A 23,903-nucleotide genomic window follows, 5' to 3' on the forward strand; every position below is an offset into this window, starting at 1 on the left:
CGTTACTGCTTGTACTTTTCCAGTTCCTTCATGCCGTCCGTGTACATCTGATTGTAAGAGTCGATAACCTCTTTCGGATTCAGTTTTTCATAGGCGGCTTTAATATTTTCAAGCATCTTATCAAATTCCGCATCGCTTTCGGTCATGATCAGCTGTGCCGTATTCTTAACCCGCTGATCGATCATTTTCTGCTCGGTTGCACCAAGCGGGGTCGTAGGATCGATAACGATGCTTGGCGCCAGGCCGATCTTCACTTCCTTGCCGTTCTCGAACCACCAATCCTTCGACGTTTTCCAGCCCATCGCCCTGTAGGCGTCCATAACGCCCTTCGGCAGCAGGTCATCTTTTACCGACTGGATGCTCAGCAGGGAGAAATGCTGGCCATCAGTCGGCGACCCGGCGTTGACCAATCCCAGCAAGGGCAGCATGCCGATACCTTGCTTGGCCGTATAAAGCGTGTCCTCCCTGACGCCTTCTCTGAATGCTTCCGTCGGTACCCGTTTGCCATCCTCGATCGTGTAATGCACACCTTCGATACCGCTTTGCAGCAGCAGCTGTCCTTCCGTCGAGCTTGCCCATTCAACCAGTTCAAAGATCCGCTCCGGATGCTTCGCGTTCTTGGTAATGCCCACCTGGTCGAAGGCTCTGGTCAAGCCCGACAGATAAATGCGCTCGTCGCCCCGTTCGATCTGCTTCGGCGATTTGATCGGCATATTGATATATTCATATTGCGGTGTCCCGGCATTCTCAAACGCAAGGTTGACCGATGTTGCCAGACCGGCTGAATACCAGACAGCCAGCGCGCGCCCATCCTGCATTTTGGCTACGACCTGATCCACTTTGTCGGTAAAGCTTTCCTTATCAAAGGCGCCTTCCCGGTACAATTGATTAAAGAAACGGTAGCCGTCGATATTATACTCATTCAAGAACTGGTCGACGAACTTGTTATCGATCGCATCCCACAACGCGGTCCGGCTGCCGACCTTGATATATCGACCGCCCTTTTCGGTCATCGCCGTAGAGATGCCCAGAATGCCGTAAGACTCGCCGAACGCAGCAGCCAGGCCGATCGTTTTCTTGCCGTTCGTCTCGGGATGCTTCTTCATTGCGCCCGATATGAGCTTCACATAATCATCGGTGGACAGTATTTCCGGCCAGCCCGCTTCCTCGAGAATATCACGCCGGATCAAAATGTCGTTATTCTCGGGATTAAGCGAAGCGTCAATGGGCAGCCCGTAGTTCCAGTTGTATACCTTGCCGTTTCCGGCCATTCGCCAGAAAGGGAGCGCATCCTTGTACAAATTGCTGAAGTTCGGCGAACTCCTGATGTAATCGTCAAGCGGGAGAAGCGCTCCGGCAGCAATGTATTTCTCGACAGTAGTCTGCCCCTCTATCCGGAGCAGTTCGGGATAATCGCCTCCGGCAAGCATAAGGTTCAGTTTGTCGATGTAATTGCCGCTGAAAGGCACATACTCGAAGACGATATTAAACTTCTCCTTAATAATCTTGCCGACCGGCGTTTCATCACTGCGTTTAATGACCGATGCAGCCTGTGCGTTTCCGCTATCGATGAAGATCTTGATGGTGTAGAGCTCTCGATCCGCTTCACCTCCCGCCGTCTGCGTTGTTCCTTCCCCGCCGCTCTCAGGCTGAGCGTTTGCTTCCGGCTCGTTCGGGCTCGACGTGCAGGCGGGGAGAAGCAGCACACAGAACGCGAGGAGCATGATCAGTCCGGGAACCTGCCCAAGTTTTTTTGTCATGAATAATCCTCCTTTCGAGTTTACATACCGATTAAGCGATTTTCAGTTCTGCGACCTGCCTTCCCGGATGTGTTTTAGTACCGGATATTGTGTTCAGTATGTTAAAAATAGTTTAATATGCTGTTTCATCTGATGAAAGAGGCCATTCTGAAGAATAGATGTCCGATCTAAAGATGCTCCGGAGGGAGCGCGTGCTGCATCCGATATTGACCCGGAGCCACCCCTTCATGGCGCTTGAACACTTTGAAGAAATTGCGGGTGTTCTCAAACCCGACCATTCTACCGATTTCCGCTACTGTGAGCATTTCGCCGCATGTCAGAAGCTGAACTGCCATGTCCACCCGAATTCGCTGCAGATAGTGGAGAAAGGTTACTCCCCTTTCCTTTTTGAGCAGGTGGACCAGATAGTTGGGATGAACGTTGGCCGCTTCAGCCACCTGCTCCAGCGCAAGATCCTCCGTATAATGCTGGTTGATGTATGCCAGCGCTTTTTGCACGGCTCTGCCTGCCGGCATTTCTTCCCCCGCTCTGACGTGCATCTCTACGGGACGCAGCCCGGATTGCGGTTTCGATTTCATTTCCCTTGCTGGATGAAGGTGACCATATACGTTCCGAAGAAGTCTGAAGAGTTCTTCCCTGTTTACGGGCTTGAGCAAATAATCTTCCACAGACAACCGAATTGCCTGCCGGGCGTATGCAAAATCGCTATAGCCTGTCAAAATGGCGAATCGCCCGCACTTGCCAAGCCGCTTGGCCTTGTCGATCAGCTCAAGTCCCGTCATTTCCGGCATATGAATATCCGTAACGAGCAGATCCGGCGAAACGGTCCGCATTTTATCCAGCGCTTCGAAGCTATCCTCTGCTCCAATGACCGATGAGACTATTTCGATCTGACTGGCTATCATCCGCATCAGCGATTGCAGAATTTCCGGCTCATCCTCCACCACCATCACGATCATGAAGGTATCCCTCCTTTGCATATTCGAATCATGCAGACGGCACCTTTATCTCCCCCGCTCTCGAGCAGGATGCCCGAGGAAAAACCGTAATAGCTTTGGATTCTCTGGTGTACATTGAGCAGGCCGATTCCATGGCCCGCGCTGTTGAAATCGGCCTCCATGTTCCCGCTGTCCAACATTCGCCGCAGCTTGTTCAGCCTATCTTGAAGAATCCCCGCGCCGTTATCAGTGATCCTCACCCAATAACTGTCCTCGTCCTGTTGAATGGCGACAGTTACAATCCCCGGTCTCCGGCGGTTGGATATTCCGTGGCGGATGCTGTTTTCGACGAGAGGCTGCAGAATGTATTTCGGACAAGGAACAGACGGCACATCGGCAAAATCGGGCAGATTGTACGACAATCGGGGTCCAAACCTGATGCGCTGGATTTTCAGATAGTTCTCCACATTTCGGATTTCATCCGCAAGTGTGGCATCGGAGCGATTCGGAGAGATGCTGTAGCGAATGAGCTGCCCCAGCGTGCAGGACATATCTTCAATGTCTGCATCTCCATTGGCTTCGGCGCGCGATCTGATCGTCTCGAGCGTGTTGAAGATAAAGTGCGGCTGTATTTGAGCCTGCAAAGCGAGAAACGCCGCTTCCTTTTGTTTGATTTCGGCATTGGCCACCGATTGCACGAGTTCGTGAATACGGCCGATCATCGAATTGAAAGAGGCGGCGAGAAGGCCGATTTCATCCGTGTATATCTTTCCGTCATATAGAGCGGGAATCCGCAAGGGGGTTATCCTCAAGTGGCGTGCAAGCTTCAATATCCGGCGGCTTACGGACAATGAAAACAAATAATAGGCGAAGGACAGAATCAGCAGGAGCAGAAAGACGATTCCCAGCATCCCATAACGATATCCAGACTTCAGCCCATACGCATTCTCAACGGGGGTAATAATAATCGCAGACAATTCAAACTCTCGAAGCGGAACTTTGGTGGCGAGCATATCCCTTCCTTCGGAACGAAAAAAGCTGTAACCGCCTTCCTTTCCAGACAAAACAGCGATCTCACCGTGGATGATGTCCTCGTGCGGACTATTCCGGCTCTGCTCATAAACGGCCTTGCCGGAGGAATCGACCAGGTACAGGCCTCCACCTGTTCCCGGTTTGATCCCTTCGAACGGCTCCAGAATCGAAGGGCCTTTCAGCTCCACCTCGATCAAACCGACCTTGCCGGAAAAATTGTTGTCATACAGTTTCCGGTAATAGTACCAACTGATCTCACTGCTGCTGTCAATCTGGTAGTACCATTTACCACGGTCCAGCGGCAAATTGTCATTCGCTTGAAGAGCCGCACGGATATCCCGTTCCGATTCCTTCAATGAGATAATCTCAGGCCGGAACGAGAGCAAGCTGTCATCTTCCTTATAGACGGTAATCGAATTGACAATTGAATTTCCCAATGCCGCGTATGAAAGCAATGGACGAATATGGCGGATAAAATGATTGAGCTGCTCCTTCTCTGAACGGATGTCTCCCGACAGGAATTCGATCAGCTCGCGGTTGAACTGAAGCAAAAAATACAAGGACTGAACCTGTGCCAGCTTCACATCCACATTCGCCGCCACCTGTGCGGCAACTTCCTGCTGATTCATCGCATAACTGTTCTTGATATTCCGGTACATCTGCTGATAGAAGATCCACCCGACGGACAGCGTCGGAATGAGGATAACGATGACATACCCGGTAATCATCTTGCGCAGCAGACTTTGTTTCATCGCCCAGCCTCCCCATTTTGTTTGGCTTCTTCCTTCCCGTTATCCGTAAGGAAAAAAACAGGACCTCCGTGAAGGTCCTGTTCCATGGTTTAATCAAAATCAACTGCTCACCCTCTCCCTACGATCGGGGGAACGAAAACAGCCTCTTCTTTTGTAAGCGGGCGCAGAAAGTCCAGATCACAGCCTTCGTGCGCCTGCAGGACATGATCGGCGAACAGGCGCAGATATCCGCGTGCGTGGACTCGCGACGGCCTCCACTCAAGGAGCCGCTCGCGGATTTCCGCATCAGAAACGTCAAGATGCAGCGTTCCCCGCTCCAGATCGACTTCGATCCAATCGCCATTCCGGACGGCTGCCAGCGGACCCCCGACCTGCGATTCCGGGGACACGTGGAGGATAACCGTTCCATAACTCGTTCCGCTCATTCGGGCGTCGCTGATGCGAACCATATCCCTGATACCGGATTGCAGCAGCTTGCGGGGAATGGGCAGCGCTCCCCATTCCGGCATTCCGGCACCCGAAGGGCCGCAATTGCGCAGAACCAGCACGGAGTCCCGGTCGACCTCCAGATCCTCGTGGTCCATTTCATCCAGCATCCGTTCATAATCATCAAATACAATGGCTCTCCCTCTATGTCTGGCCTTGCAGAGAGAGCTCGCGGAGCGTTTGAGCACCGCTCCGTCCGGTGCCAGATTCCCTTTCAATATCTGCACGCCCGCGTTGTCTTTGAACGGCTCATCCAATGCGGAAATAACATCCGGAAGCTCAGATCGATCCGGGTATGCATCGCGGATGGGGGTCCCGAGCGCAGTCAGGCATGATGTATCGAGTAAGGGCAGCAAGCTGTAAATAACTGCGGCCAGACCGCCGGCATGAAAGAAGTCGTCCATCCCGTAAACGCCGCTTGGCTGCAGATTGACGATAAGCGGAATGTTCCGGGAGAGCTGTTCATAGCGCTCAAGAGGGATAGTGATGCCAAGCCGTCCGGCAATCGCTGTCAGGTGGAGCACCGCATTGGTGGAGCCTCCGATCGCCGCCATCAGCCGGATGGCGTTGTCGAAGGCCGCTTCTGTCATCAGCCGGGACGGCGTCAGATTCTCGCGCACCATATCTACGATCCGCTTGCCCGTCTCCTCGGCAGCGGTCTTTCGCCTTGCATGTACGGCCGGTATACCCGATGTGCCCGGAAGCATCATACCCAGCATCTCCGAGATGCTCTTCATCGTGGAGGCCGTCCCCATAACGGGGCACCCTCCCTGCGTGCAAGAAATACATTTCTCGAGCTGGCTCAATTCCTCCTCGCTCAGCAGTCCGGCTTTATAATCGTCCATATACTTCCAAAGGTCGGTTCCATAGTTGACTGTTTTACCCCTGAATACCCCTGAGGCGCGGTGTCCCGCCGCAAGCTGCAATGTCGGCAAATCGCAGCTGGCAGCACCCATCAGCTGGGCGGGGGTCGTCTTATCACATTCGCACAGCAGTACGACTCCGTCGAAAGGCTGCGAGCGGATCGTTTCCTCAACATCCATCGCCATCAGGTTCCGGTAGGGCAAATCGGAGGGCTTCATGAAATCGGAAGGTGTCGTAATGGTATGAACCTCGATCGGATAGCCTCCGTTCATGAGCACCCCCCGTTTTACGAATTCCACCAGTTCCTTATGGGGAGCGTTGCAGCTGTTCAGATCACTCCATGAATTAAATATCCCGATAATCGGTTTGCCCAGGAATGATTCGGGCGCATGCCCATTGGCGCGCATCGCCGACAAATGCTGGAATCGCGTTTCCACAGATTGATGGTTGAACCATTCCCCGCTGCGCAAATTCATCGTGGCATCCGCTCCTCGACCATAATTTTGGCTGCCGCTGTAACGCTTTCCCCTGGATGCAGAACGCGAAAGCCCGTCAGCTCGGGAGGCAGAGACAGGTTAGGCGCATTGGTAATCCACGTATAGGGCTCAGGACACAGATAGCCCTGGTTGGCGTCGTCATTGTAAACAACCCAGTGCTTGAAATAGCTGTCGCATCGGTATACGATGCGGATACCGATGCTGTCGTCGGTCAGCACCGCCTCGTTGTTTCCGGATCCGGCCGCCATGAATGCGTCGTCAAGCGCGTGACCGATCAGGGTTTTCCCCTGCATCAGCTCGTCTGCATAAGGGATGTCCTGCAGTTCTCCGGTAGGCAGAAAACGCCCGTCAAGCAGCCACTGCTTGACGGCGTTCAGTGAGAACCGGCATTGCGCGATATCTCCATCCGGTGCAGCAGGAAAGTTGAAGGTCGTATGATACCCAAGCCCCCAGGGGAACGGACTGGCGTCACGGTTCGTAACGGTAGTCTCCATGGTCAATGCATTCCGTTCAACAATGTAGCGGACACGAATCGTGAACAGATGGGGAAACTGCGACAGAATGACATCGTTCCCGTCTGAGCGGATTTCCGTTTCCAGTATGAGCCGTCCCTCATTCTCTTCGGCTCTAACCAGCTCCCACCGCTTGTCGAACACAAGCCCGTGGGAATGGTTGTGCTCCGCCGGCTCGTTGATTTCAAATTGATAGGTTCTTCCGTTGAACTCGAAGCATCCATCTGCGATCCGATTGGGAGGGAACAGGATCGGAATGCCGTAGAGCACGGGAACCGCTTCATACTCCCCGCGGTTCCCTGGAACCCTGAGCAGCTCAAGCTGCCTGCTTTTAAGCTGCAGGGAGACCAGATTGCTGCCCCATCCCGGCACCAGAACAACGGATATGTGCCCGTTTTGCGCTTTGACTGCCGGTTCTCCGTGGAACATGATAGGTTCAATGGAATTCACGTAGGCGGAGCCTCCTTTCTACAGAACGCCGTACTTCTCGTAAACGTCCCTTAAATATTTCCCGGCAAGCAGCTCTTCCCGGGTATGGTTCTCCCGCGTTGCCTTATCCAGAGCACCGGTCACCACCTCAAGCGCAATGTCTTTGGGAATAACGACCACGCCATCCCTGTCGGCAAATACGACATCGTTCGGATGGACAATGACTCCTCCGCAATCGACTGGGCAGTCATAATCGATGACCAGCCCCCGGCCCCTGGAGTCAACGGGCTTGGTTCCTGTACAGTAAACGGGAAAATCCAGCTCGACAATCATTTTCGAATCACGGATCAAGCCGTCGATGATGGCACCAGTCGCTCCCCTTACCTTGGAGGCCGTAGACAGCAGCTCGCCCCACAGGCCGTTCTGCGTTGACCGGTTTGTGCAGGCGATGACGACCTCATCCGGCAAAATGCTGTCCACCGCGGCGATTTCCTTCTCATACGGATTGCCGCTGACATGGTAGACATCCACCGCCAGAATCGTTTTGGCCCGGCCGACAACGACCCATTCCTGGTTAAGCGGACGGATGGTTTCCCGCATCGCCTGATTGCGATAGCCCAGGTCATCAAGCGTGTCGCAAATCACTCCGGTATACAGCGACTCGCGCATCCGGCGGAACATTTCCTGATCATTCATTTCGTAAGCCTCCATTCGCTTCTACAGCCCATAATGCTTTCTCATATTGTTCAAATACGGCAGCGACAGCATATCATCGATCAATTCTCTGGCCTGGGTCTCCGAGCGCGTCCACGGATCCATCATTATGAGTGCGAGCAGATCATCGATCTTCCCGCTCCGGTAGGCGCAGAGCTCCTGCTCCACCGGGGCGACGCGATCGCGGAGCGCATAATGGATCACCGGCTGCGGCAGCCCTTTCGTCTTGATGCCCTCGACTCCGATTGCGCTTACGTAGCAGGGAACCTCCACCTGGAAATCCAGGGGAATGCCGGGAACGAAATTCCCGTCGTTCAAAATATTAAGGATCATAATTCTCGGCACATCGCAGGCGATTGCCTCGATGAACGGGATCATCGGCTCCGTTGAATGCTTCGGCGGAAATGCGTCCGTTACTCTGCGGTCCAGATTATCCGACACATCCTTGATTAGCTTGACGTCATCGATACCGTGGCGGAAATAGCCCTGATACCACTCTTCCGGATCTTCTCGGTACCGCTTCTCCGTCTCATCGTCGGCATGATGCCAGAATGGCCACGCCCCTCCGCCCGGATTGCCCGTATCGCCGATCGGAAATACGCCGAACTTCTTGTATAAATCAATGGCCTTCGGTCCCATTCCGTCGCTGATTCGGCATGTCTTGAAATACGCCTCCGACTGCTCCTCGATCCACTTGTCGAGAATCGGGAACGCATCCTGCCCTTTATACCGGAACTGGGTCAGCCAGATGAAATGGTTAACGCCCGGCACTTCAAAGGTAATGTGCTGCGGATCGAGGCCAAGCGTCCGTGCCACATACCTCACGCCGTTCGAGCCGTGACAGAAGCCGGCAATCCTGGCCTGCGGGTACTTGCGGCGGAGATAGGTTACGCCGGCCATGACCGGATTGGCCACCAGCATATACCAGGCATCCGGACTGATTTCCAGAATGTCGTTCAGGATGTCCTCCATCAGCTCCAGCTGGCAGTGGTTGATCCAGAATCCTTCATCATGCATCACATGCAGGCTGCCGCCGAAGCGGTACCCGTGCTTGCGGGCGACAGCCCAGCCGTCCTTCAGCCGCTGATGCCCGCCCACAAGCGCAGCGTTGATAACGAAGTCCGCTCCCCGGATCGATTCCCGGCGGTCCAGCGTCTTTTCCAGCTTCAGCTTGATTCCCGACTCCTCGGCATAACGCAGAGCCAAGGCATAGGCACTCTCGAGACGTCCCTCGTCAATGTCCATAAAGCTGATCGTACTTCCTTCAAGATTGGGCGTCAGGCAAATATCGCGGATCAGACTTAACGAGAACATAGCTGTCCCGGCGCCGATGATACTTATTTTTGCCATGAAATAATCTCCTCCGATTAATAATGAAATAATGGCTTGAAAGTCAAATCGAGGCGGAAGATGCCCCGTCGACGTAGAGACAGGAGCCGGTAACAGCGGATGCCTCATCCGAAGCGAGGAACAGCACCGCATATCCCACCTCGCGTGTCGTCGCCATACGGCCAAGCGGCTGCTGCTGCTTGATGACCGGATACAGCTTATCCATGCCGCCCATGCTTTCCGCCAGCTTCACATTCATGTCCGTCTCCACCCAGCCCGGACAGATTGCATTGCAGCGGATTCCGCGTTCGGCATAAGAGACGGCAATTTCCTTCGTAAGTCCGATAATTCCGGCCTTGGAAGCCGTATAGGCGCCATGGCCGGGCTCGGTCAGCGAGGCCATCACGGAGGAGGTGTTAATAATCGAGCCCTTGCCCCGTTTGAGCAGCTCCGGAATCGCCTTCTTGCACATCAGAAACATCGACTTCAAATTAACACTCATCACATCGTCCCAGGTTTCCTCCGGATAATCGACAATATCTCCGATCGGCATGATGCCGGCATTGTTGAATACAATGTCAAGGCCTCCGAACGCCCTCACGGCAGCGCTCACAGCCCGTTCGGCCGTTAGCGACGAGGAGACGTCACCGGCTATGACAATGCATTCCCCTCCGAGCGCTCTAATCTCTTCCGCAGTTTCCAGCAGTTTTTCTTCATTACGGTCAACCAACGCCAGGCGGCACCCCTCTTCCGCAAAAAGCAGAGCTGTGCCTTTACCAATTCCGGATGCGGCTCCGGTTATGATCGCGGCCTTCCCTTCCAGTCTTCCTTGCCGGCTTGTCATTTTTCTTGCTAACCTCCTCTTACGAATTCACGTCAGTCATTTAATCGCACCGATAACGAGCCCTTTGCGGATGTAGCCCTGCAGCAGGATGTAGATCAGCACCGGAGGCAGCGCTGTCATCAGGAGCCCTGTCAGCAGCAGCGGATAATCGGAGCTGAATCTCCCCAGAATGGTGGCGACCGCAACTGTCATCGTCTTCATCTCATCGGACTGCAGATATACAAGCGGTGTGAGCAAATCATTCCACCAGGCTGTGGCGTTGAAAATGGACACCGTCGCCAGGCCCGGCAGGCTCAAAGGAACGACCACCCTTAGAAGGACCTGCAAATAGCCGGCGCCATCGATCCTGACCGCCTCCAGAATTTCATTGGGCAAGCTGTGCAGCAGCGCCCTGAGCAGGAATACATTTCCCGGGATTGAGGTAACTCCCCAGATCACAATGACAGAAGCGAAATGATTAACCCATCCGAGCCGCGACATGAGCAGGAAATTCGGCAAGATAAAGGTAATGCCCGGCACGGTCATCATCCCGATCATGGTCATGTAGAGCGAATTCTTGAACCGGAAACGCAGCTTGGCGAACGCGAAGGCTGCAGGCACGGACAGTACAAGCGACAGGATCAATGCGCCCCCCACGCTGACGAGCGTGTTGCCGAATAATCTTAACAATGAAAAACGGTAATACAGCGCTTGAAAATTATCGAAATAGAACGTTTTTGGCCAAGCGATCGGATTCCGGATAAATTCAATCGACGTTTTCATGCTGCTCAGCAGCATATAGACGAGGGGATAAACGGCGACTACAGCAACCAGCGTCAGGATAACAACCAGGATGAAGCGGACGAAACGATTGGACGTACGGTTCATGTAAATCCCCCCTCAATTGCTCACCCTGTCAGAGATTTTAAGCTGCACCCAGGTGATCAGCACGACGATTACGAACAGAAACAGCGAAAGCGCGCTGGCATAGCCCATATTGCCGCTTTGGAAAGCCTGCAAATAAATCATAAATTCGATAGGAGTCGTTTCATAGCCTGGTCCGCCTCCCGTGATGGAATAGACAAGTCCGAACATTCCTACGAATACATAGATGACGTTGATGCATGTAAAATAAAACAAGGTGGGGTACAAGAGCGGGATCGTGATCTTGAACAGTCTCTGCCGGAAGCTCGCGCCGTCCATGATGACCGCTTCATATATCTCCCCGGAGATGGTGGACATGCCGGACAGAAAAATCAGCGTCCCCTGTCCCAGCGTCTGCCAATAAAAGCAGAAAATCAAAATCATAAACTCGGTCGGAACGTAATTCAGCCAATCGACAACCAGATGACCGAGCCCGATATCTTCAAGCAGTGAATTGACAATTCCTTTGCTGGCAAACATCGATTTGATCAGAAAACCGATAACGACAGACGATAGAATAGTCGGCAGGTAATATACGGAGCGAAAGAACCTCCACCCTGGAACCTCTTCGAACAGCAGAACCGAAACGATGAGCGACAGAATCAGAATGCCCGGGACGGACAGCAGGAAGATAAGATTGTTCCGGAGCATCAGAAGCAAGTCGCCGCTGTGAATAATCCGGAGAAAATTATCCCACCCGACAAAGCGGGAGCTGACACCGTCCCATTCGGTAAAGCTGTGATAGAATGTGTTGAGAGTCGGGTAGCCGATAAATACGGCCAGCAGTATAAAAGCAGGCAGCAGAGACAAATAGCCATGCAGGCTTTCCCTTCTCAAGCCCATATTGTTCCTCCTTCCGCTGGGCAATGCTCCCTCCCTCCGGACAAACGGAGGAAGCACTCCCTTCGATTACTTACCGGCTGCTTTTCAGCAGCTCATCGCGCTTCTGGTCGATCTTGCCCATGAACTCCTCGGCCGTCATTTTGCCTGTCAGCGCGAGCGACTGCAAGGAAGAGATTTCGCTGGTCAGCTCAGCGGGATATACATTGTCAGGCCAGAAAATGGTGCTCGGCTCATTGGCCCACTCCTGCTGCTCGAGAATCAGCGGCTCGGACGCCATCTGCGAAACATCGACATCCTTGACTACGGACAAGCCCGCTTCACCGCTCTCGATTTTGTTGACCTGCTCATCCTTGCTCATCAGAAACTTGATAAAGTCGACGGCCTCCTGCTTTTTCTTCGAATAATTGGTTACAACGAATGTAGCGCCGACTCCGCCAACCCCGCCGTCATGAATGAGGACCTGATCGTTGAAATCGGGAACCTTCATCATACCCAGATCCTCCCCCAGCGCTTTGCGGGCGTTGGCGATAGCACCGTTGCCTCCGGCTACCATGGCAACCTGCCCCTGGTAGAACAGCTGCAAGGACTGATCAGACTGGTCGGAAATAACCAGGTCCTTCGCATACATGTCGTTCCACGCTTTGATGATTGGAACGAGCTGCGGGTCAGAGAAATTTTTCTTGCCGCTGACCAGATCCTCAAGACCGGCTGAGCCCACCGTCTGGGCAATCCAGTAATTAGGGATATGATAGAACGTATCCGGATCCTTCAGGCCGAGCGGAGTCACTCCTTTGCTCTTGATCTTGAGAAGCATCTCCTCGAAGTCATTAAAATTCTTCAATGGCTGTGCCTCGAGGTCGACGCCTGCATCGGCTAATATTTTCTTGTTGTACAGGAGCCCGAAGGTCCCGTCTGTTGAGAATGGCACGCCGTATATCTCGCCGCCCTCCTTGAAGCCTTCGGTTCCCGCGTCCCAGCCGACAATCCGGTCTTTCTCCTCCGGGGTAAAATAGCTGCTGAGCGGTTCAAGAAACTGCTTGAACCTCAGCATGTAGGTTCCCGACCAGATGACGGTTATATCGGGACCGTTCTTGGCAATGCCGGCAGTCTGAAACTTGGTGAACAACTCATCTCCGGAGGGCACATCCTGCACTTCGATGGACACCTCCGGGTGCGCGGTCTCATAGCGCTTGATGGCCTGATAGATGTAGAAGTCCTCTTTCTTCTTGGACTTGTTATTCTCGTCCACGGTCGGATATCCCGTATTCCAGAAGACGATGTTCACCTTCTGCTTGGACGAATCGCCATTTGCGCCGGAGCCTTCCTTCGTACCGGAAGACCCTGAACAGGCAGTCAGCGCCAATACAATGACTGAGGAAACGGCTGCTGTCAGAATGGTTTTAAACCTCATGAAATGCTCCCCCTCTTTGAGCGAATATTCAAGATGCTGATGGCGCTGTCACCGGAGCAGGCGTAAGGCATCCTTCCACCTGCCACCGGCCACAGATCAGCAGCCCCTTGAAGTTATCTTCATTGTAAAGGGCTGCCATCCGGATGAAAATGACAGCATCGGTGTCAGGGCTTATCACATTTCACAGGTTCTTCATGGTACTTGACCATTTTTGCGCGAAGCTTGACATTTTTTACAGCGATTGCGATCCCGTGTAATAAGACGGAGCCACGCCTCTTGCTTTCTTGAACATCCGGGTAAATGAACTGGGATTCAGATAACCGAGCTTATCGGCGATATCGGTCAAGGACATGCCGCTTTGCATCATTCTTTCGGCCTGCTCCACCTTGGCGGCCAGCACCGCTTCACTGAAATTCAATCCCTTTTCTTCCTTATACAGACGGCTCAGCTGGGCGGGACTCATATTAAATAGAGCGGCGACGCCGTTCAGGCTAATTTCCTCGAAGCTGTGCTCGTCCAGGTACATCTCCACAGCTTCGATCACATATTTACGATGATTGCCCCTCCCACCCCACTTTCCGGCATTTCTGATGCTGCTGCGGATGGCTTCGACGCATGCCGATAACGTACAGCAGTCTGACAGGACAGCACCGGCACCCTCCCCTTCTTCCTGATCCGTTCGAATTCCCATCCTCTCGCGGATGCGGTTCAGCTGAAACATCACATCAGCAAGCAGATTAAGCAGCAGCGCCGGTCTGGGATACGGCTGCAATTCAGGCAGCATATCCAGCGTCCGTTCAGCATCCACCCACTGAAAACAGCTCAACTGCCGGACGATGTCCCTCTTCCAGGCAAGCAGTGACAAGGGGAGCGCCGGTTCCGGAAGCCTCTCCCGGAAGAGATTTTGTTCCTCATTGTAAAAGGACAGACTGAGCATCTCACGTGCATCTGCGTCGCGCTTGCCCCAGTCCTGCCAGCTTTCGAAGGGTTCACTCACGGCAATGGTCACGGATAATCCCAGATAACGCTGAACGGAATCGATCAGCATTCCGGCATCGGGCAGCTCCGATTGCCCGGAGGCATGAAGCAGCAGATGCCATCTTCGTTCATGGACATATTCGACGAGGCCAACCACATGGCCGCGGTAAAGCTCTCCCGCGATCGTTTCAACAGCACGGCCGATCTGGACCAGATCAGCCGGCAGCAGCGGGCTGCCTTGACGGGCTGCCGTATTCAGACGGATAACCCACGCTTGACATCTGCCTGCCGTCAGCATCAATCCGCATTCCTCCAGCTTTTCCCTGAAGCCGGTCCCGCTGCTGTAAACGCCCTCAAGCCATTCCCTCAGTATCGCCAGCTTTCTGATCTGTCTCAGCTGCAGCAGCTCCGTCTCGTCTTCCCGGACGAGGGGCTGCTTGTTCCGGAGCAACTCCGACAACCCCAGCAGCATCTTCTGCAGCTCCTCGATCTCCATCGTCGACTTGACAAAAAAATCGCGGACGCCAAGGCGCAGCGCCCTTCTGACCAGCTCAAAATCCTGGTTGCAGGTCAAAATAATAAACTCGCCGTCCGGCCTCAAGTGTTTGACCCGCTCGATAAATTCCAGGCCGTCCATCCTGGGCAGACCGATGTCTACCAAGGCAATATCCGGCAAATGTACGGAAAAAAGCTCCAGCGCCTCCGCACCATCCCTTGCCTCGCAAACAACCTCCATCCCGAGCTCGGCCCAGGCAATCATCGACTTGATGCCCAACCGGACCAGAAGATCATCTTCCACAATCATGACTTTCATGCGGATTCACCTCTTTCACAGATTACGTACGGTATAGTCAGCTCTACCGACGTGCCTTGACCTGGCAGGCTGTCAATCCGGATATCGAAGCGTTCGTTGTATTCAAGCCGAAGCCGCTGCTGTATGTTCATGAGGCCGATACCCGATCCCGAGCTCTGCCCCTTGACGGGATCACCCCTGATCAGCTTCTTGACCGACAAAGCGTCCATTCCAACGCCGTTATCCGTGACTGTTACGGTGACATACTCGCCATGTCTGACACATGTCAGCGATATCCGGAAGCTTCCGCTGCCCGCGAAACCGTGAAGGATGGCATTCTCCACGATAGGCTGCAGGGTCAGCTTGGGAATTATCGTATACAGGACTTCGGGTTCTGCACAAATATCGGTTTCAATGGGCTGAAGCATCCTGTTCTCCTGAAAGGCGATGTAGTTTCGTACGTAATCTAATTCTTCGCCAAGGGTGCTTCTCACCGACAATGCTTTGTCCAGACAATAGTGCAGCATGCCGGAGAGATTGACGAGCGCCTGGGCGATCGACTTCTCTCCTTTCATTACAGCCATCCAACGTATGGAATTAACCGCATTATGCATGAAATGAGGATTGATTTGAGATTGGAGCAGCGTTAATTTGAGATTCATTTTCTCCTGCTCGTCGGTTTTAATTTTTTCGATCTGCTCGCCGATGCGGCCCAGCATATGCTGGAAGCCGGAGAAGAGGATTTCGATTTCATCGATGCCCCGGTAGCGAAAATTCTTCTGCTCCTCGGCCAGCTTCTCGGGATCGTTGAACCGGAGCTTCCTGACTCTTTTCGACAGATTCAGAATGGGCAGCATGACCTTTCGTGTCAGCAGCTGCAATATCAGTAGAATCAGGACAATTGAGAAAGCCGTTACCGCAAGTGTGTACATCCAGAGCGCTTTGGCTTGCCCGACAAGCATATTCATTGGAGTCATCGAAACCAGATACCATGAGAGGAAGGGGATGTTGTGGGTAGAGCAAAGATAAGTTCGGTGGTTCAAATCCATATGGAAGCTGCTGTACTCTCCGCCATTGGCCTGCGCCTGGACAATAGCCTGGCGGTAAACATTCCTGGCGTCCTGACCTGTATCGGCGTTTTCACCGGCTACCAGTACATCGCCTGACGAGTTCCCGATAAAGACCAGCGTGGAATTATTGAGCTGCAGCTGATTCAGCAGGCCTTGAATGAGCGATTCTCTCATCGCCACGACAAGCAGACCCAGAGGCTTGGTGCCGCTGACTATATTTTTGGTGAAGTAGAGGGAGTGGTCGTTCGTCAAATCATGAAAGTCATCGGCGACATCGTTATACATTACATCATTATCGTAAGGAATATTGTCGCCATACCATGGAAAACTGCTCACAATCCGCTTGAGGCTTTCGCTTTCCGTATCATGCAGGGGCACGCTTCCGTATACACGGCCTGAGCTGCTGATAATCTGCACATCCAGGGGAACTCTCAGACGATACATTTTGGTAAATGAATTGACCCGATCGCGGATCGCCCTGATCTGTTTGTCCTGGCTGGCATACTGCTTCTGCATGATCTGGTACAGCTGTTCGTCCTGCGAAAGAATGCGGATATAATCGTTGATGTGGTTGATATAAAAGTCCAAATTAAGAGAAAGCGATTCCATGTTCTTGGACAGAGACTGATCGTAGATCGTTTCCGTCCGATGCACGGCGTTCTTGCCGAGAACATATCCCTGCAGAAGCACAGGAATCAGAATGCAGAGCAGCAGTATGGTGAGAGCAGCCATATTCAATCTGCGCTTTTTTTTGAGCATGACGAATCTCTCCTTTTACGTTAACGTAATACCGACCGGACGATTAGTGCTTCGGAGGAGATTGATGTTCTGTATATTAAAATAAATCTTATATGCTGACTATATCTCGAGCTAAAATCGATGTCAAGTTAACTGACACTTATGATGTAAACCCTGATAAATACCAATAATACGCATTTTTATGAATAGATGATTCGGATAACGCTTCATATTTACAACTTTACTATACTGACTTTTATTCAGTATAATGAATAATAATCTGAATGGCAATTGAAAAGGAGCTCAATTATGGAAAAAAGTACGAAAAAGGATTATTCAGTCCCCGCCCTGGACAAAGCGGTACTCATTCTGCACGCCTTGGCGGAGCAGGGCTGGCTGTCGGCGCTGGAGCTTCACGCTCAACTGAATATTCCCAAATCAACCGTTTTTGTATTGCTTAATTCGTTATCCAAGAGCCGGATGGTCGAACGGCATGCCGACGGAAGATACGGACTCGGGCATGCGACATTTTTACTGGGAATGAGCTATTTCCGTGATCTCGACATCCGCCGGATGGCGAGACCCCATTTGGAGAGTCTTGTCAGCCAAACGCCTTACACGGCTCATCTAGCCGTTCTCGCCGGACAGCAGCCTGTTTATATCGACAAGGTGGAAGGCAGCGGCTTCGTCCGCTTTGCCACCTTCATCGGGCAGTCGCTGCCCCTGCATTTGTCGGGAGTGGGCAAAGCTCTGGCCGCCGGAATGAGCCGGGAACAGGTTGCCAAAGCTTTAGAGGAGTTTCCGGATATGCGGGACGCGGAAAAATCCGCTCAGCAGCTCCTTGAGGACGTTCAATTTATCCGTCAGCACGGATTTTCCATTGAAGATGAGCAGATGGAAGAAGGCATCCGTTGTATCGGATCCCCCGTTTACGATTTATCAGGCAATATTGTTGCCTCCATCAGCATAACCTCGTTGTCGCAGGATTTGCCCGCCATCAAATTCAACTCGATGGGCCAAAAAGTACGCGAAGCGGCGATTCATATTTCTCAGGAATTGGGCTTCAAGGAATAGCACCGGCTCCTTCGATCAATGACTTTCCGCTATTTCCTTGATTGAAGCGCTGGCAAAGTTTGGCCCGAAAATGCAACAGGCTCCCGGTTTTAAACCGGCAGCCTGTTTGCGTTTATACTGTTTGCAGCTGATTCCCTTCGCTCTAATTAATTCTTCTTTGCCGGCAGGTCATCCGGCTGCTCGCCCAGAAACTCGCCGAGCCGGTCGAAGCTGCGCTCGAGGTTCATTTTCCGCTCGGCAAAAAACTTCTCATGACTTTTTTTCATGAGCTGCAGCAGTTTTGTAAATTCTTCAACAGAGATAGTTTCTTTCGTACGCATCAAGCCAAGCACGTATTCCAATTCTCCCAGAAGCTTTTGCTGAATGAGAATATTATCGTGAATACGCCTAATCTGCTGGGACACAACCTCGATGGGACTATAATGCTGTCCGAGCAGCACCGATTTTATTTCTTCCAACGACAAATCCAGTTCCTTGAGCGCCAGAATTTGATGCAAGCGGGATATATCCTCTTCGTTATAAAGCCTGTGCCCGGATTCAGAAAATCCCGATGGGGAAAACAGGTTTATCTGATCGTAATAACGCAGCGTCCGGATCGTCAACCCGGTTAGCTTCGCAAGCTCTCCGACCTTCCAAGTTTTATTCATTATCCTCTCCTTTATTCGCGCTGGACATTTACCGGTATCTTTACTATAAAACATAACGCAGCGTAAGGCACAAGGATTATAATATTTTATGTAAAAGGGTCGGACAGCCTCATTTTTATTTTTTGCGGTATCCATTTTTTCATTTAACATCTTAGCCATTCCTGTACCATGTTTTTGAATAGCAACGAGGCATATTCGAGCGGTTTCACACCATGCCGATTTCACGTTCCACCTTACTCTGGGGGCATGTACTGACCTCGCTGGTATCCAACGCCCTATCGGTTCTCGTCATCATTCTCGTAGCGCTCGTTATGGGCTTTCGTAAAAAAAGCAGCCCCTTCTGCCGCAATAGCGGTGAAAGGGGCTTTCCCTCTTGTCGGGAAGCTGTGAACTTGAAGCAAAATCTTTTTTATTGGTGGTACCTAGCTTATCCTGAGCCAGTTCGATAATCAAAATTTAATCAATATCGAGAAGTTCGAGAATGACACCCAAATCGTCTGTGCTTTCCACATAAGCATATTTATCGCCATTTTGAATAAGCGGGAAGCCGAATTCCTCCAGCTTAGCTGCCGTTTCAAGCATTCTGTTCTTCGCCTTAAATGCGATGTGATGGACTCCAGGGCCTTTTGTATCAAGAAATTCCTTCCATGTAGTAGGGTCCTCTGTTGGTTCAATGAACTCTACAACCAAATTCTCCATGTGAAAGAAAGATAGCCTTACCCTTCCTTTCGTGGGCTGCCCCATATAGGTAACCGTATCACTGCCATCTTCATTAGCCATTATAATAGAAGGGGCGGGAACGCCTAATAGCTCGGCAAATCGACCGGTAGCCTTTTCTACATCACGAACGATCATTGCAATCTGACAAACCAGGGTCGTGCCAAGAATAGTGTTTTCCATTTTTCTTCTCCTATCTATTTTTTAATCTAAACAATTGTAAAGTTGCTCTAACTTCTCTTTACCAGACATGGTAAACGTCATGAACCTGTTCCCCTGCAAGAATTTTGCGTGCACGATCAATGTTCCACTGAATGTGATCTTTCAGATCTTCATCTCCTTCAAAGGATAATCCGAATACAATTTCCATCTTGCTTGCATTATAATAGGATCGTTTACGTTCTTCATCCGCATTCGAAATAATAATTTTACTGGAAGAACCGGTCAAATCGATTGCAAGCTGTGCAATTTCTGCCCAGGAAACAAATTTTTTACCCAGCGCCATAAAGGTTTCGTTATTGAAGTCGCTTTCCAGCAGTTTTACGTAAAGTTCTGCAATCTGTCTACCGGAAAGGAACTGAGTGCCATCGAATTTGTTAAAAGTGAGGTCTTCATTCTGAAGAACAGCCTTTGCAAGGTTTAAGAAACGAACATCAGACTGGGATGCGCCGCCTTCATAAGCCGGATTCGAGAAAATATAGCCAGGACGAATAACATTTCTTGCTATTTTTGTTTTGGTTCCGTTAACGCCCTGGCCATTGTAATACCTATTAAAGCCCATCAGATACATTTCGGAAGCAGCTTTGGTTGCACCGTACAGGTTGCCCGGAAGCAGCTGGGCAGTTTCGTCCATGCCGTCGCGCAGATCACCCATTGCAGCAGTAGAACTGGTGTAAATAAATTTATGCAGGCCAGCTCTTTCGGCGGCGTCTGCCAGGAACAGCGTAACTTTGGTATCATGTTCAAGCATTTCAACCGGGTCGTTGCCCCAACCGAGCGCGACATGTATAACAGCGTCACAGCCCTGAAGCGCCTTTTCCATTACGTCCAGCTCAAGGATATTACCCTGTACAAGGGTTATATCCGGAAGGGTTTGATAATAAGGAATCCGGTCCGGAGTACGGGTAAGCAGTACAATTTCATGACCTGCTGCAAGCAATGCTTTAGTAACGTTTTGTCCGATATTGCCGGTACCGCCAGTGACAAAAATTTTCATAAAAATTCCTCCGCTATATTTGATGTTATCGGGAATATAATCATCGGCGCGCAAGGAGGTCTCTCTATTCCTTCAGCTTGTAGCTGACAAAAGCCAGCTTCCTGCTGTCGGGTGACCAGGAATTGACGTTAATGGTGCCCTGTCCGCCAAACAGCTTGACCAACGTACGGAACTCTCCGCCTGCGCTTCCTATTAAGCGAATTTCTACATTTTTGTTTGCGGGATGGGCGCCAGGAGCAACATCGCCCTTGTGATAACTAATATAAACCACCAATTCTCCGTCAGGGGATACATGCGGGAACCAGTTATTGCTCTCATCGAACGTGATCTGCGTTTGCTCGCTGGAATCGACATTCATGCGCCACACCTGCATAAGCCCTGTTCGTACCGAGTTGAACCATATGTGCTTGCCGTCCGGTGAATATTCGGGGCCGTCATTCAATCCGGATGAATCCGTTAACTGCGTTTCTATGCCACCGTTTACAGGGATGGTGTAGATGTCGTACTCGCCGTTTCGCTCTGCGCAGTATGCCAATGTGTTTCCGTCCGGTGACCAACCGTGCAGATAGCTGGGGGCCATTGGCGTGATGAGTACCGGGTTGCCTCCCTGCAAGGGGAAAATATAAATACGGGACCGGCCATCCTCGCAGGTATGATGGCTAACCGCGACATGCGAGTTATCGGGCGAAAGCACATGGTCGTTATTGCACCGAATCGCATAACCGGATTCGATCGCTGTACTCTCCCCTTTAGCGAGGTCAAAAGTGTAAAGACGGCCAAAGCTGTTATATACGAGATGCTTGCCGTCGCGGGTCCAATTGGGTGCCTCAATCAGAAAATCGAATTCGGCCAGGACGCTGCGTTCGCCGCTATAAACATCCACCGTTTCCAGGATACTGATCACATTTTTTCCTTCTGTCTTGTGGGGTTCTTTCACTGTATTCATCGTTTAATCTCCCTAGATTAAGAAATAGGTTACGCCCGGGGCTTGATGTTCAAATTAACGCCTAAATCGTCCTCGCTGTCGACAATGGTCCAGCTGCTGCCGGGATAATAACCGATCGTTCTCATCTCATATCCCATCTCTTCCAGTTCACCGATAATTGCGTCACGCTTGTCGCCAACCTGGAAGCCCAGATGATGCACGCCGTTTCCATGCTTATCCAGGAACTCTCGGAATGTACTGTCGTGCTCGTCCGGTTCATGCAGTTCAATGACGAAATTGCCAACCCGTATATTCGCGAGCTTGAGTCCGTAAAAAGCGGGTTTTCCGCGATACGTCAAATCAGGGTTGCTGGCAGGAGGATTATTGCGGATCTCAGGCACGGGAATATTAAAAAATCTTGCCCAGGTCTCAGCAGCCTTTTGGATATCTTTAACTACGATTGCGATCTGAATAAAGCCGTCAAAGCTGATGTTGTTCTCCATGAAAATACCTTCCCCATTTCGTTAATTAAGTTATAACGCTTTCATGACGTTCCACATGCCGATCCAGGTAATGTGCTGGGACTAAAAATTCTTTTACAACTCCAATGTGCTCAAGTATCGGATATGCTTCTTCAAATACTCATCAGCCTTGAAAGCAAACCCAAAGGTATTCTTGATTTGCGAGATATCTATGGGAATGCCCTCAGGCTCGGGACGGCCCTTGTCCTCAAAAAGGATTTGACTCTTGGAACCAAGGAGGTTTACCGCCATTTGCGCGATCTGAGCCCATGTACGGAATTCAGTGCTCACAGCGGTAAAGCAGCCGCGGTCCAATTCATCGGAATGGAGCAAAGCTGAGTATACTTTTGCAAGGTCGCCCGCCCAGATGAATTGCGTACCGTCATTCTTGATAAAGGACATGGGCTCGTTCGCAAGGGCGCTTTTGACCATATTTGCAATTTTTCGATCGGGATAGAGAGGCCCGCCCTCCACGCAGGGATTGCCAAAGGTATAACCCGGTCGCACGATATTTGCCTGAAGCTGATACTGAGAGGCAATAGCCAGGAGATAAGCCTCTGTTGCGGCCTTGGTGGCGCCGTAATAAGTCTTTGGCTTTATAAAGCCCCTATCATTGTTGGGCGCCGTGCCAAAGCTTGCGATGGAAGAGGTATAAATGATTTTGTTTACTCCCGCTTCCGCAGCTCTCTGGAACAGGCGAACAGAGGGCATCGTTTCGTTTACTAACATTTCCTCCGCTGACCCGCCCTGCTCCGGCCACGAAAGCGCGATATGGACGCATGCATCTTGTTCCGCAAGCCCCTTAGCGATGGCATTCGCATCGTCCATTTGTCCTGTAACGAATCGGATATGCTCATGACCCACAAAACCTGGGACCTTGTTCGCATTTCTGGCAAGGAGTGTGACCTCATGACCATGCAAAAGCAGTTCCTTGACGACATACGAACCGATAAACCCGGTACCGCCAGTAACAAATACTTTCAATTTTTCGCTCCTTCCTGCATCATTCCTTTACGCTGCCCATCACAAGCCCGGTTGTGAAATACTTTTGCAGGTACGGATAGATACATAGAATTGGTATCATCGCTAAGAACATTTGCGCTGCGCCTGTGGTGCGGGCGCTAACCATAGACAGATATTTGGATAAATTGCCGCTGAGATCGGTGTTGTTGCGCATAAATTCCTGCGGATTCACGACAACCGTTTGCAAGTATGTCTGCAACGGATAGTTTTCAATATGGTTCATGTAGATCATGCCGTCGAACCAACTGTTCCAATGATCTACAACCGAAAACAGCGTAACTGTCGCGATCGTGGGAATCGAGACCGGCAAAACAACTCTGATCAGCGTCTGCACATGACCCGCACCGTCGATGTACGCCGCTTCCAACAATTCCTTCGGCAGGCTGCGCATGTAGTTCATCACGACCAGCATGCTGAAAACGGGAAGCGCGCCAGGCAAAACAAGCGACCATATGGAATCGATCAATCCGGTATTCCTCACCACCATATACGTAGGAATCAAACCGGCGTTGAAGAGTATGGTCACAACAAAGAACCATGAGAACATACTCCGGGCCCTGAAATCCGCTGTTGATTTCGAGAGCGGATAAGCTGTCAGGATGATCAACAGCAGATTGATCGGCACGCCAATCGCCGTCCGCTGGAGTGAGACCAGAAGAGACATGAAAAACTTCGAGGTGTTCATAATAAATTGATACGAGATTGTAGTAAAGCCAACCGGAAAAAAAGTAACCTCTCCCGCATCGACTGCAACTTTGTCGGAGAAAGATACCGCCAGCAGGTTGATAAACGGCGCTATGCATACAAATGCAACAATTAGCAGGAAAACGGTATTGCAAACCAGGAATATTTTACGTGGTATGGAAGCTTTTATTCTCATAGTCCTA

The 23,903-nt window shown here is 51.4% G+C and carries 21 protein-coding genes and 1 pseudogene; 2 read left to right on the forward strand and 20 right to left on the reverse strand.

Annotated features, from left to right (window positions below; translation table 11 throughout):
- Positions 1-2 precede the first annotated feature (2 nt).
- The 13 genes from AC0YOA_RS00240 to AC0YOA_RS00300 all read right to left on the reverse strand — a co-directional run bounded on the left by AC0YOA_RS00240 (position 3) and on the right by AC0YOA_RS00300 (position 16,914).
- The gene (locus tag AC0YOA_RS00240) at positions 3-1,760 is read right to left on the reverse strand and encodes an extracellular solute-binding protein (protein WP_475784891.1); all 1,758 of its coding nucleotides are present in this window, start codon (positions 1,758-1,760) and stop codon (positions 3-5) included.
- Between the two features lie 167 nt (positions 1,761-1,927).
- Positions 1,928-2,719, reverse strand: coding sequence for a response regulator transcription factor (locus AC0YOA_RS00245; RefSeq protein ID WP_475784892.1), 792 nt, complete (start codon positions 2,717-2,719; stop codon positions 1,928-1,930).
- Positions 2,716-4,482, reverse strand: coding sequence for a sensor histidine kinase (locus AC0YOA_RS00250; RefSeq protein ID WP_475784893.1), 1,767 nt, complete (start codon positions 4,480-4,482; stop codon positions 2,716-2,718). The genes AC0YOA_RS00245 and AC0YOA_RS00250 overlap by 4 nt, the downstream gene beginning before the upstream one ends.
- A 107-nt stretch (positions 4,483-4,589) precedes the next feature.
- Positions 4,590-6,308 (reverse strand): dihydroxy-acid dehydratase, encoded by a 1,719-nt coding sequence (locus tag AC0YOA_RS00255; RefSeq protein ID WP_475784894.1) that lies wholly within the window; start codon positions 6,306-6,308, stop codon positions 4,590-4,592.
- A complete protein-coding gene (locus tag AC0YOA_RS00260) occupies positions 6,305-7,291 on the reverse strand; it encodes an aldose epimerase family protein (protein ID WP_475784895.1) in 987 nt (328 codons plus the stop codon). The genes AC0YOA_RS00255 and AC0YOA_RS00260 overlap by 4 nt, the downstream gene beginning before the upstream one ends.
- Before the next feature lie 18 nt (positions 7,292-7,309).
- Positions 7,310-7,966 (reverse strand): RraA family protein, encoded by a 657-nt coding sequence (locus tag AC0YOA_RS00265; RefSeq protein WP_475784896.1) that lies wholly within the window; start codon positions 7,964-7,966, stop codon positions 7,310-7,312.
- A gap of 21 nt (positions 7,967-7,987) precedes the next feature.
- Positions 7,988-9,334 (reverse strand): family 4 glycosyl hydrolase, encoded by a 1,347-nt coding sequence (locus AC0YOA_RS00270; RefSeq protein WP_475784897.1) that lies wholly within the window; start codon positions 9,332-9,334, stop codon positions 7,988-7,990.
- 43 nt (positions 9,335-9,377) lie between these two features.
- Entirely contained in the window at positions 9,378-10,157 is a 780-nt protein-coding gene (locus tag AC0YOA_RS00275; protein WP_475784898.1) for an SDR family NAD(P)-dependent oxidoreductase, read from the reverse strand.
- A gap of 36 nt (positions 10,158-10,193) precedes the next feature.
- Positions 10,194-11,024, reverse strand: coding sequence for a carbohydrate ABC transporter permease (locus AC0YOA_RS00280; RefSeq protein WP_475766942.1), 831 nt, complete (start codon positions 11,022-11,024; stop codon positions 10,194-10,196).
- Positions 11,025-11,036: 12 nt separating this feature from the next.
- Entirely contained in the window at positions 11,037-11,903 is an 867-nt protein-coding gene (locus tag AC0YOA_RS00285; protein ID WP_210040234.1) for a carbohydrate ABC transporter permease, read from the reverse strand.
- Between the two features lie 70 nt (positions 11,904-11,973).
- Positions 11,974-13,314 carry an ABC transporter substrate-binding protein gene (locus AC0YOA_RS00290; RefSeq protein ID WP_475784899.1) on the reverse strand — a complete coding sequence of 447 codons (1,341 nt, stop codon included), beginning with the start codon at positions 13,312-13,314 and terminating at the stop codon, positions 11,974-11,976.
- Positions 13,315-13,546: 232 nt separating this feature from the next.
- Complete coding sequence (locus AC0YOA_RS00295; protein WP_475784900.1) at positions 13,547-15,106, reverse strand: response regulator transcription factor; 1,560 nt, start codon at positions 15,104-15,106, stop codon at positions 13,547-13,549.
- Positions 15,103-16,914: a sensor histidine kinase gene (locus AC0YOA_RS00300; protein ID WP_475784901.1), complete on the reverse strand. Its 1,812-nt coding sequence runs from the start codon at positions 16,912-16,914 to the stop codon at positions 15,103-15,105. Before AC0YOA_RS00300 ends, AC0YOA_RS00295 begins: the two co-directional genes overlap by 4 nt.
- A gap of 288 nt (positions 16,915-17,202) precedes the next feature.
- Between AC0YOA_RS00300 and AC0YOA_RS00305 the strand changes: the two genes are divergently transcribed.
- Positions 17,203-17,967, forward strand: a complete 765-nt coding sequence (locus AC0YOA_RS00305) for an IclR family transcriptional regulator (protein ID WP_475784902.1) — start codon at positions 17,203-17,205, stop codon at positions 17,965-17,967.
- 146 nt (positions 17,968-18,113) lie between these two features.
- On the opposite strand, the gene AC0YOA_RS00310 is transcribed toward AC0YOA_RS00305, so the two are convergent.
- Positions 18,114-18,614, reverse strand: coding sequence for a MerR family transcriptional regulator (locus tag AC0YOA_RS00310; protein ID WP_475784903.1), 501 nt, complete (start codon positions 18,612-18,614; stop codon positions 18,114-18,116).
- Positions 18,615-18,796: 182 nt separating this feature from the next.
- On the opposite strand from AC0YOA_RS00310, the pseudogene AC0YOA_RS00315 reads away from it, so the two are divergent.
- Positions 18,797-18,946: pseudogene (locus AC0YOA_RS00315) on the forward strand (ABC transporter permease); the annotation flags it as partial.
- Positions 18,947-19,070: 124 nt separating this feature from the next.
- Here the strand turns inward: AC0YOA_RS00315 and AC0YOA_RS00320 are convergent.
- The 6 genes from AC0YOA_RS00320 to AC0YOA_RS00345 all read right to left on the reverse strand — a co-directional run bounded on the left by AC0YOA_RS00320 (position 19,071) and on the right by AC0YOA_RS00345 (position 23,896).
- Positions 19,071-19,514: a VOC family protein gene (locus AC0YOA_RS00320; protein WP_210040240.1), complete on the reverse strand. Its 444-nt coding sequence runs from the start codon at positions 19,512-19,514 to the stop codon at positions 19,071-19,073.
- Positions 19,515-19,572: 58 nt separating this feature from the next.
- Entirely contained in the window at positions 19,573-20,547 is a 975-nt protein-coding gene (locus AC0YOA_RS00325) for an NAD-dependent epimerase/dehydratase family protein (RefSeq protein WP_475784904.1), read from the reverse strand.
- Between the two features lie 64 nt (positions 20,548-20,611).
- Positions 20,612-21,493 carry a TolB family protein gene (locus AC0YOA_RS00330; RefSeq protein ID WP_475784905.1) on the reverse strand — a complete coding sequence of 294 codons (882 nt, stop codon included), beginning with the start codon at positions 21,491-21,493 and terminating at the stop codon, positions 20,612-20,614.
- 29 nt (positions 21,494-21,522) lie between these two features.
- Positions 21,523-21,975: a VOC family protein gene (locus tag AC0YOA_RS00335; RefSeq protein ID WP_475784906.1), complete on the reverse strand. Its 453-nt coding sequence runs from the start codon at positions 21,973-21,975 to the stop codon at positions 21,523-21,525.
- Between the two features lie 93 nt (positions 21,976-22,068).
- Positions 22,069-22,977 (reverse strand): NAD-dependent epimerase/dehydratase family protein, encoded by a 909-nt coding sequence (locus AC0YOA_RS00340; RefSeq protein ID WP_475784907.1) that lies wholly within the window; start codon positions 22,975-22,977, stop codon positions 22,069-22,071.
- A gap of 19 nt (positions 22,978-22,996) precedes the next feature.
- Positions 22,997-23,896, reverse strand: coding sequence for a carbohydrate ABC transporter permease (locus AC0YOA_RS00345; RefSeq protein ID WP_210040245.1), 900 nt, complete (start codon positions 23,894-23,896; stop codon positions 22,997-22,999).
- Between the last annotated feature and the right edge of the window lie 7 nt (positions 23,897-23,903).

This window comes from Paenibacillus sp. JT22N12 (assembly GCF_056269365.1).

Excerpts from the sequence above, each read along its gene's own strand:
- AC0YOA_RS00345 (WP_210040245.1), bottom strand. The coding sequence starts at position 23,896 with ATGAGAATAAAAGCTTCCATACCACGTAAAATATTCCTGGTTTGCAAT.
- AC0YOA_RS00300 (WP_475784901.1), bottom strand. The coding sequence starts at position 16,914 with ATGCTCAAAAAAAAGCGCAGATTGAATATGGCTGCTCTCACCATACTG.
- AC0YOA_RS00335 (WP_475784906.1), bottom strand. The coding sequence starts at position 21,975 with ATGGAGAACAACATCAGCTTTGACGGCTTTATTCAGATCGCAATCGTA.
- AC0YOA_RS00290 (WP_475784899.1), bottom strand. The coding sequence starts at position 13,314 with ATGAGGTTTAAAACCATTCTGACAGCAGCCGTTTCCTCAGTCATTGTA.
- AC0YOA_RS00275 (WP_475784898.1), bottom strand. The coding sequence starts at position 10,157 with ATGACAAGCCGGCAAGGAAGACTGGAAGGGAAGGCCGCGATCATAACC.
- AC0YOA_RS00305 (WP_475784902.1), top strand. The coding sequence starts at position 17,203 with ATGGAAAAAAGTACGAAAAAGGATTATTCAGTCCCCGCCCTGGACAAA.
- AC0YOA_RS00245 (WP_475784892.1), bottom strand. The coding sequence starts at position 2,719 with ATGATCGTGATGGTGGTGGAGGATGAGCCGGAAATTCTGCAATCGCTG.
- AC0YOA_RS00320 (WP_210040240.1), bottom strand. The coding sequence starts at position 19,514 with ATGGAAAACACTATTCTTGGCACGACCCTGGTTTGTCAGATTGCAATG.
- AC0YOA_RS00330 (WP_475784905.1), bottom strand. The coding sequence starts at position 21,493 with ATGAATACAGTGAAAGAACCCCACAAGACAGAAGGAAAAAATGTGATC.
- AC0YOA_RS00295 (WP_475784900.1), bottom strand. The coding sequence starts at position 15,106 with ATGAAAGTCATGATTGTGGAAGATGATCTTCTGGTCCGGTTGGGCATC.
- AC0YOA_RS00325 (WP_475784904.1), bottom strand. The coding sequence starts at position 20,547 with ATGAAAATTTTTGTCACTGGCGGTACCGGCAATATCGGACAAAACGTT.
- AC0YOA_RS00265 (WP_475784896.1), bottom strand. The coding sequence starts at position 7,966 with ATGAATGATCAGGAAATGTTCCGCCGGATGCGCGAGTCGCTGTATACC.
- AC0YOA_RS00310 (WP_475784903.1), bottom strand. The coding sequence starts at position 18,614 with ATGAATAAAACTTGGAAGGTCGGAGAGCTTGCGAAGCTAACCGGGTTG.
- AC0YOA_RS00250 (WP_475784893.1), bottom strand. The coding sequence starts at position 4,482 with ATGAAACAAAGTCTGCTGCGCAAGATGATTACCGGGTATGTCATCGTT.
- AC0YOA_RS00255 (WP_475784894.1), bottom strand. The coding sequence starts at position 6,308 with ATGAATTTGCGCAGCGGGGAATGGTTCAACCATCAATCTGTGGAAACG.
- AC0YOA_RS00240 (WP_475784891.1), bottom strand. The coding sequence starts at position 1,760 with ATGACAAAAAAACTTGGGCAGGTTCCCGGACTGATCATGCTCCTCGCG.
- AC0YOA_RS00270 (WP_475784897.1), bottom strand. The coding sequence starts at position 9,334 with ATGGCAAAAATAAGTATCATCGGCGCCGGGACAGCTATGTTCTCGTTA.
- AC0YOA_RS00285 (WP_210040234.1), bottom strand. The coding sequence starts at position 11,903 with ATGGGCTTGAGAAGGGAAAGCCTGCATGGCTATTTGTCTCTGCTGCCT.
- AC0YOA_RS00280 (WP_475766942.1), bottom strand. The coding sequence starts at position 11,024 with ATGAACCGTACGTCCAATCGTTTCGTCCGCTTCATCCTGGTTGTTATC.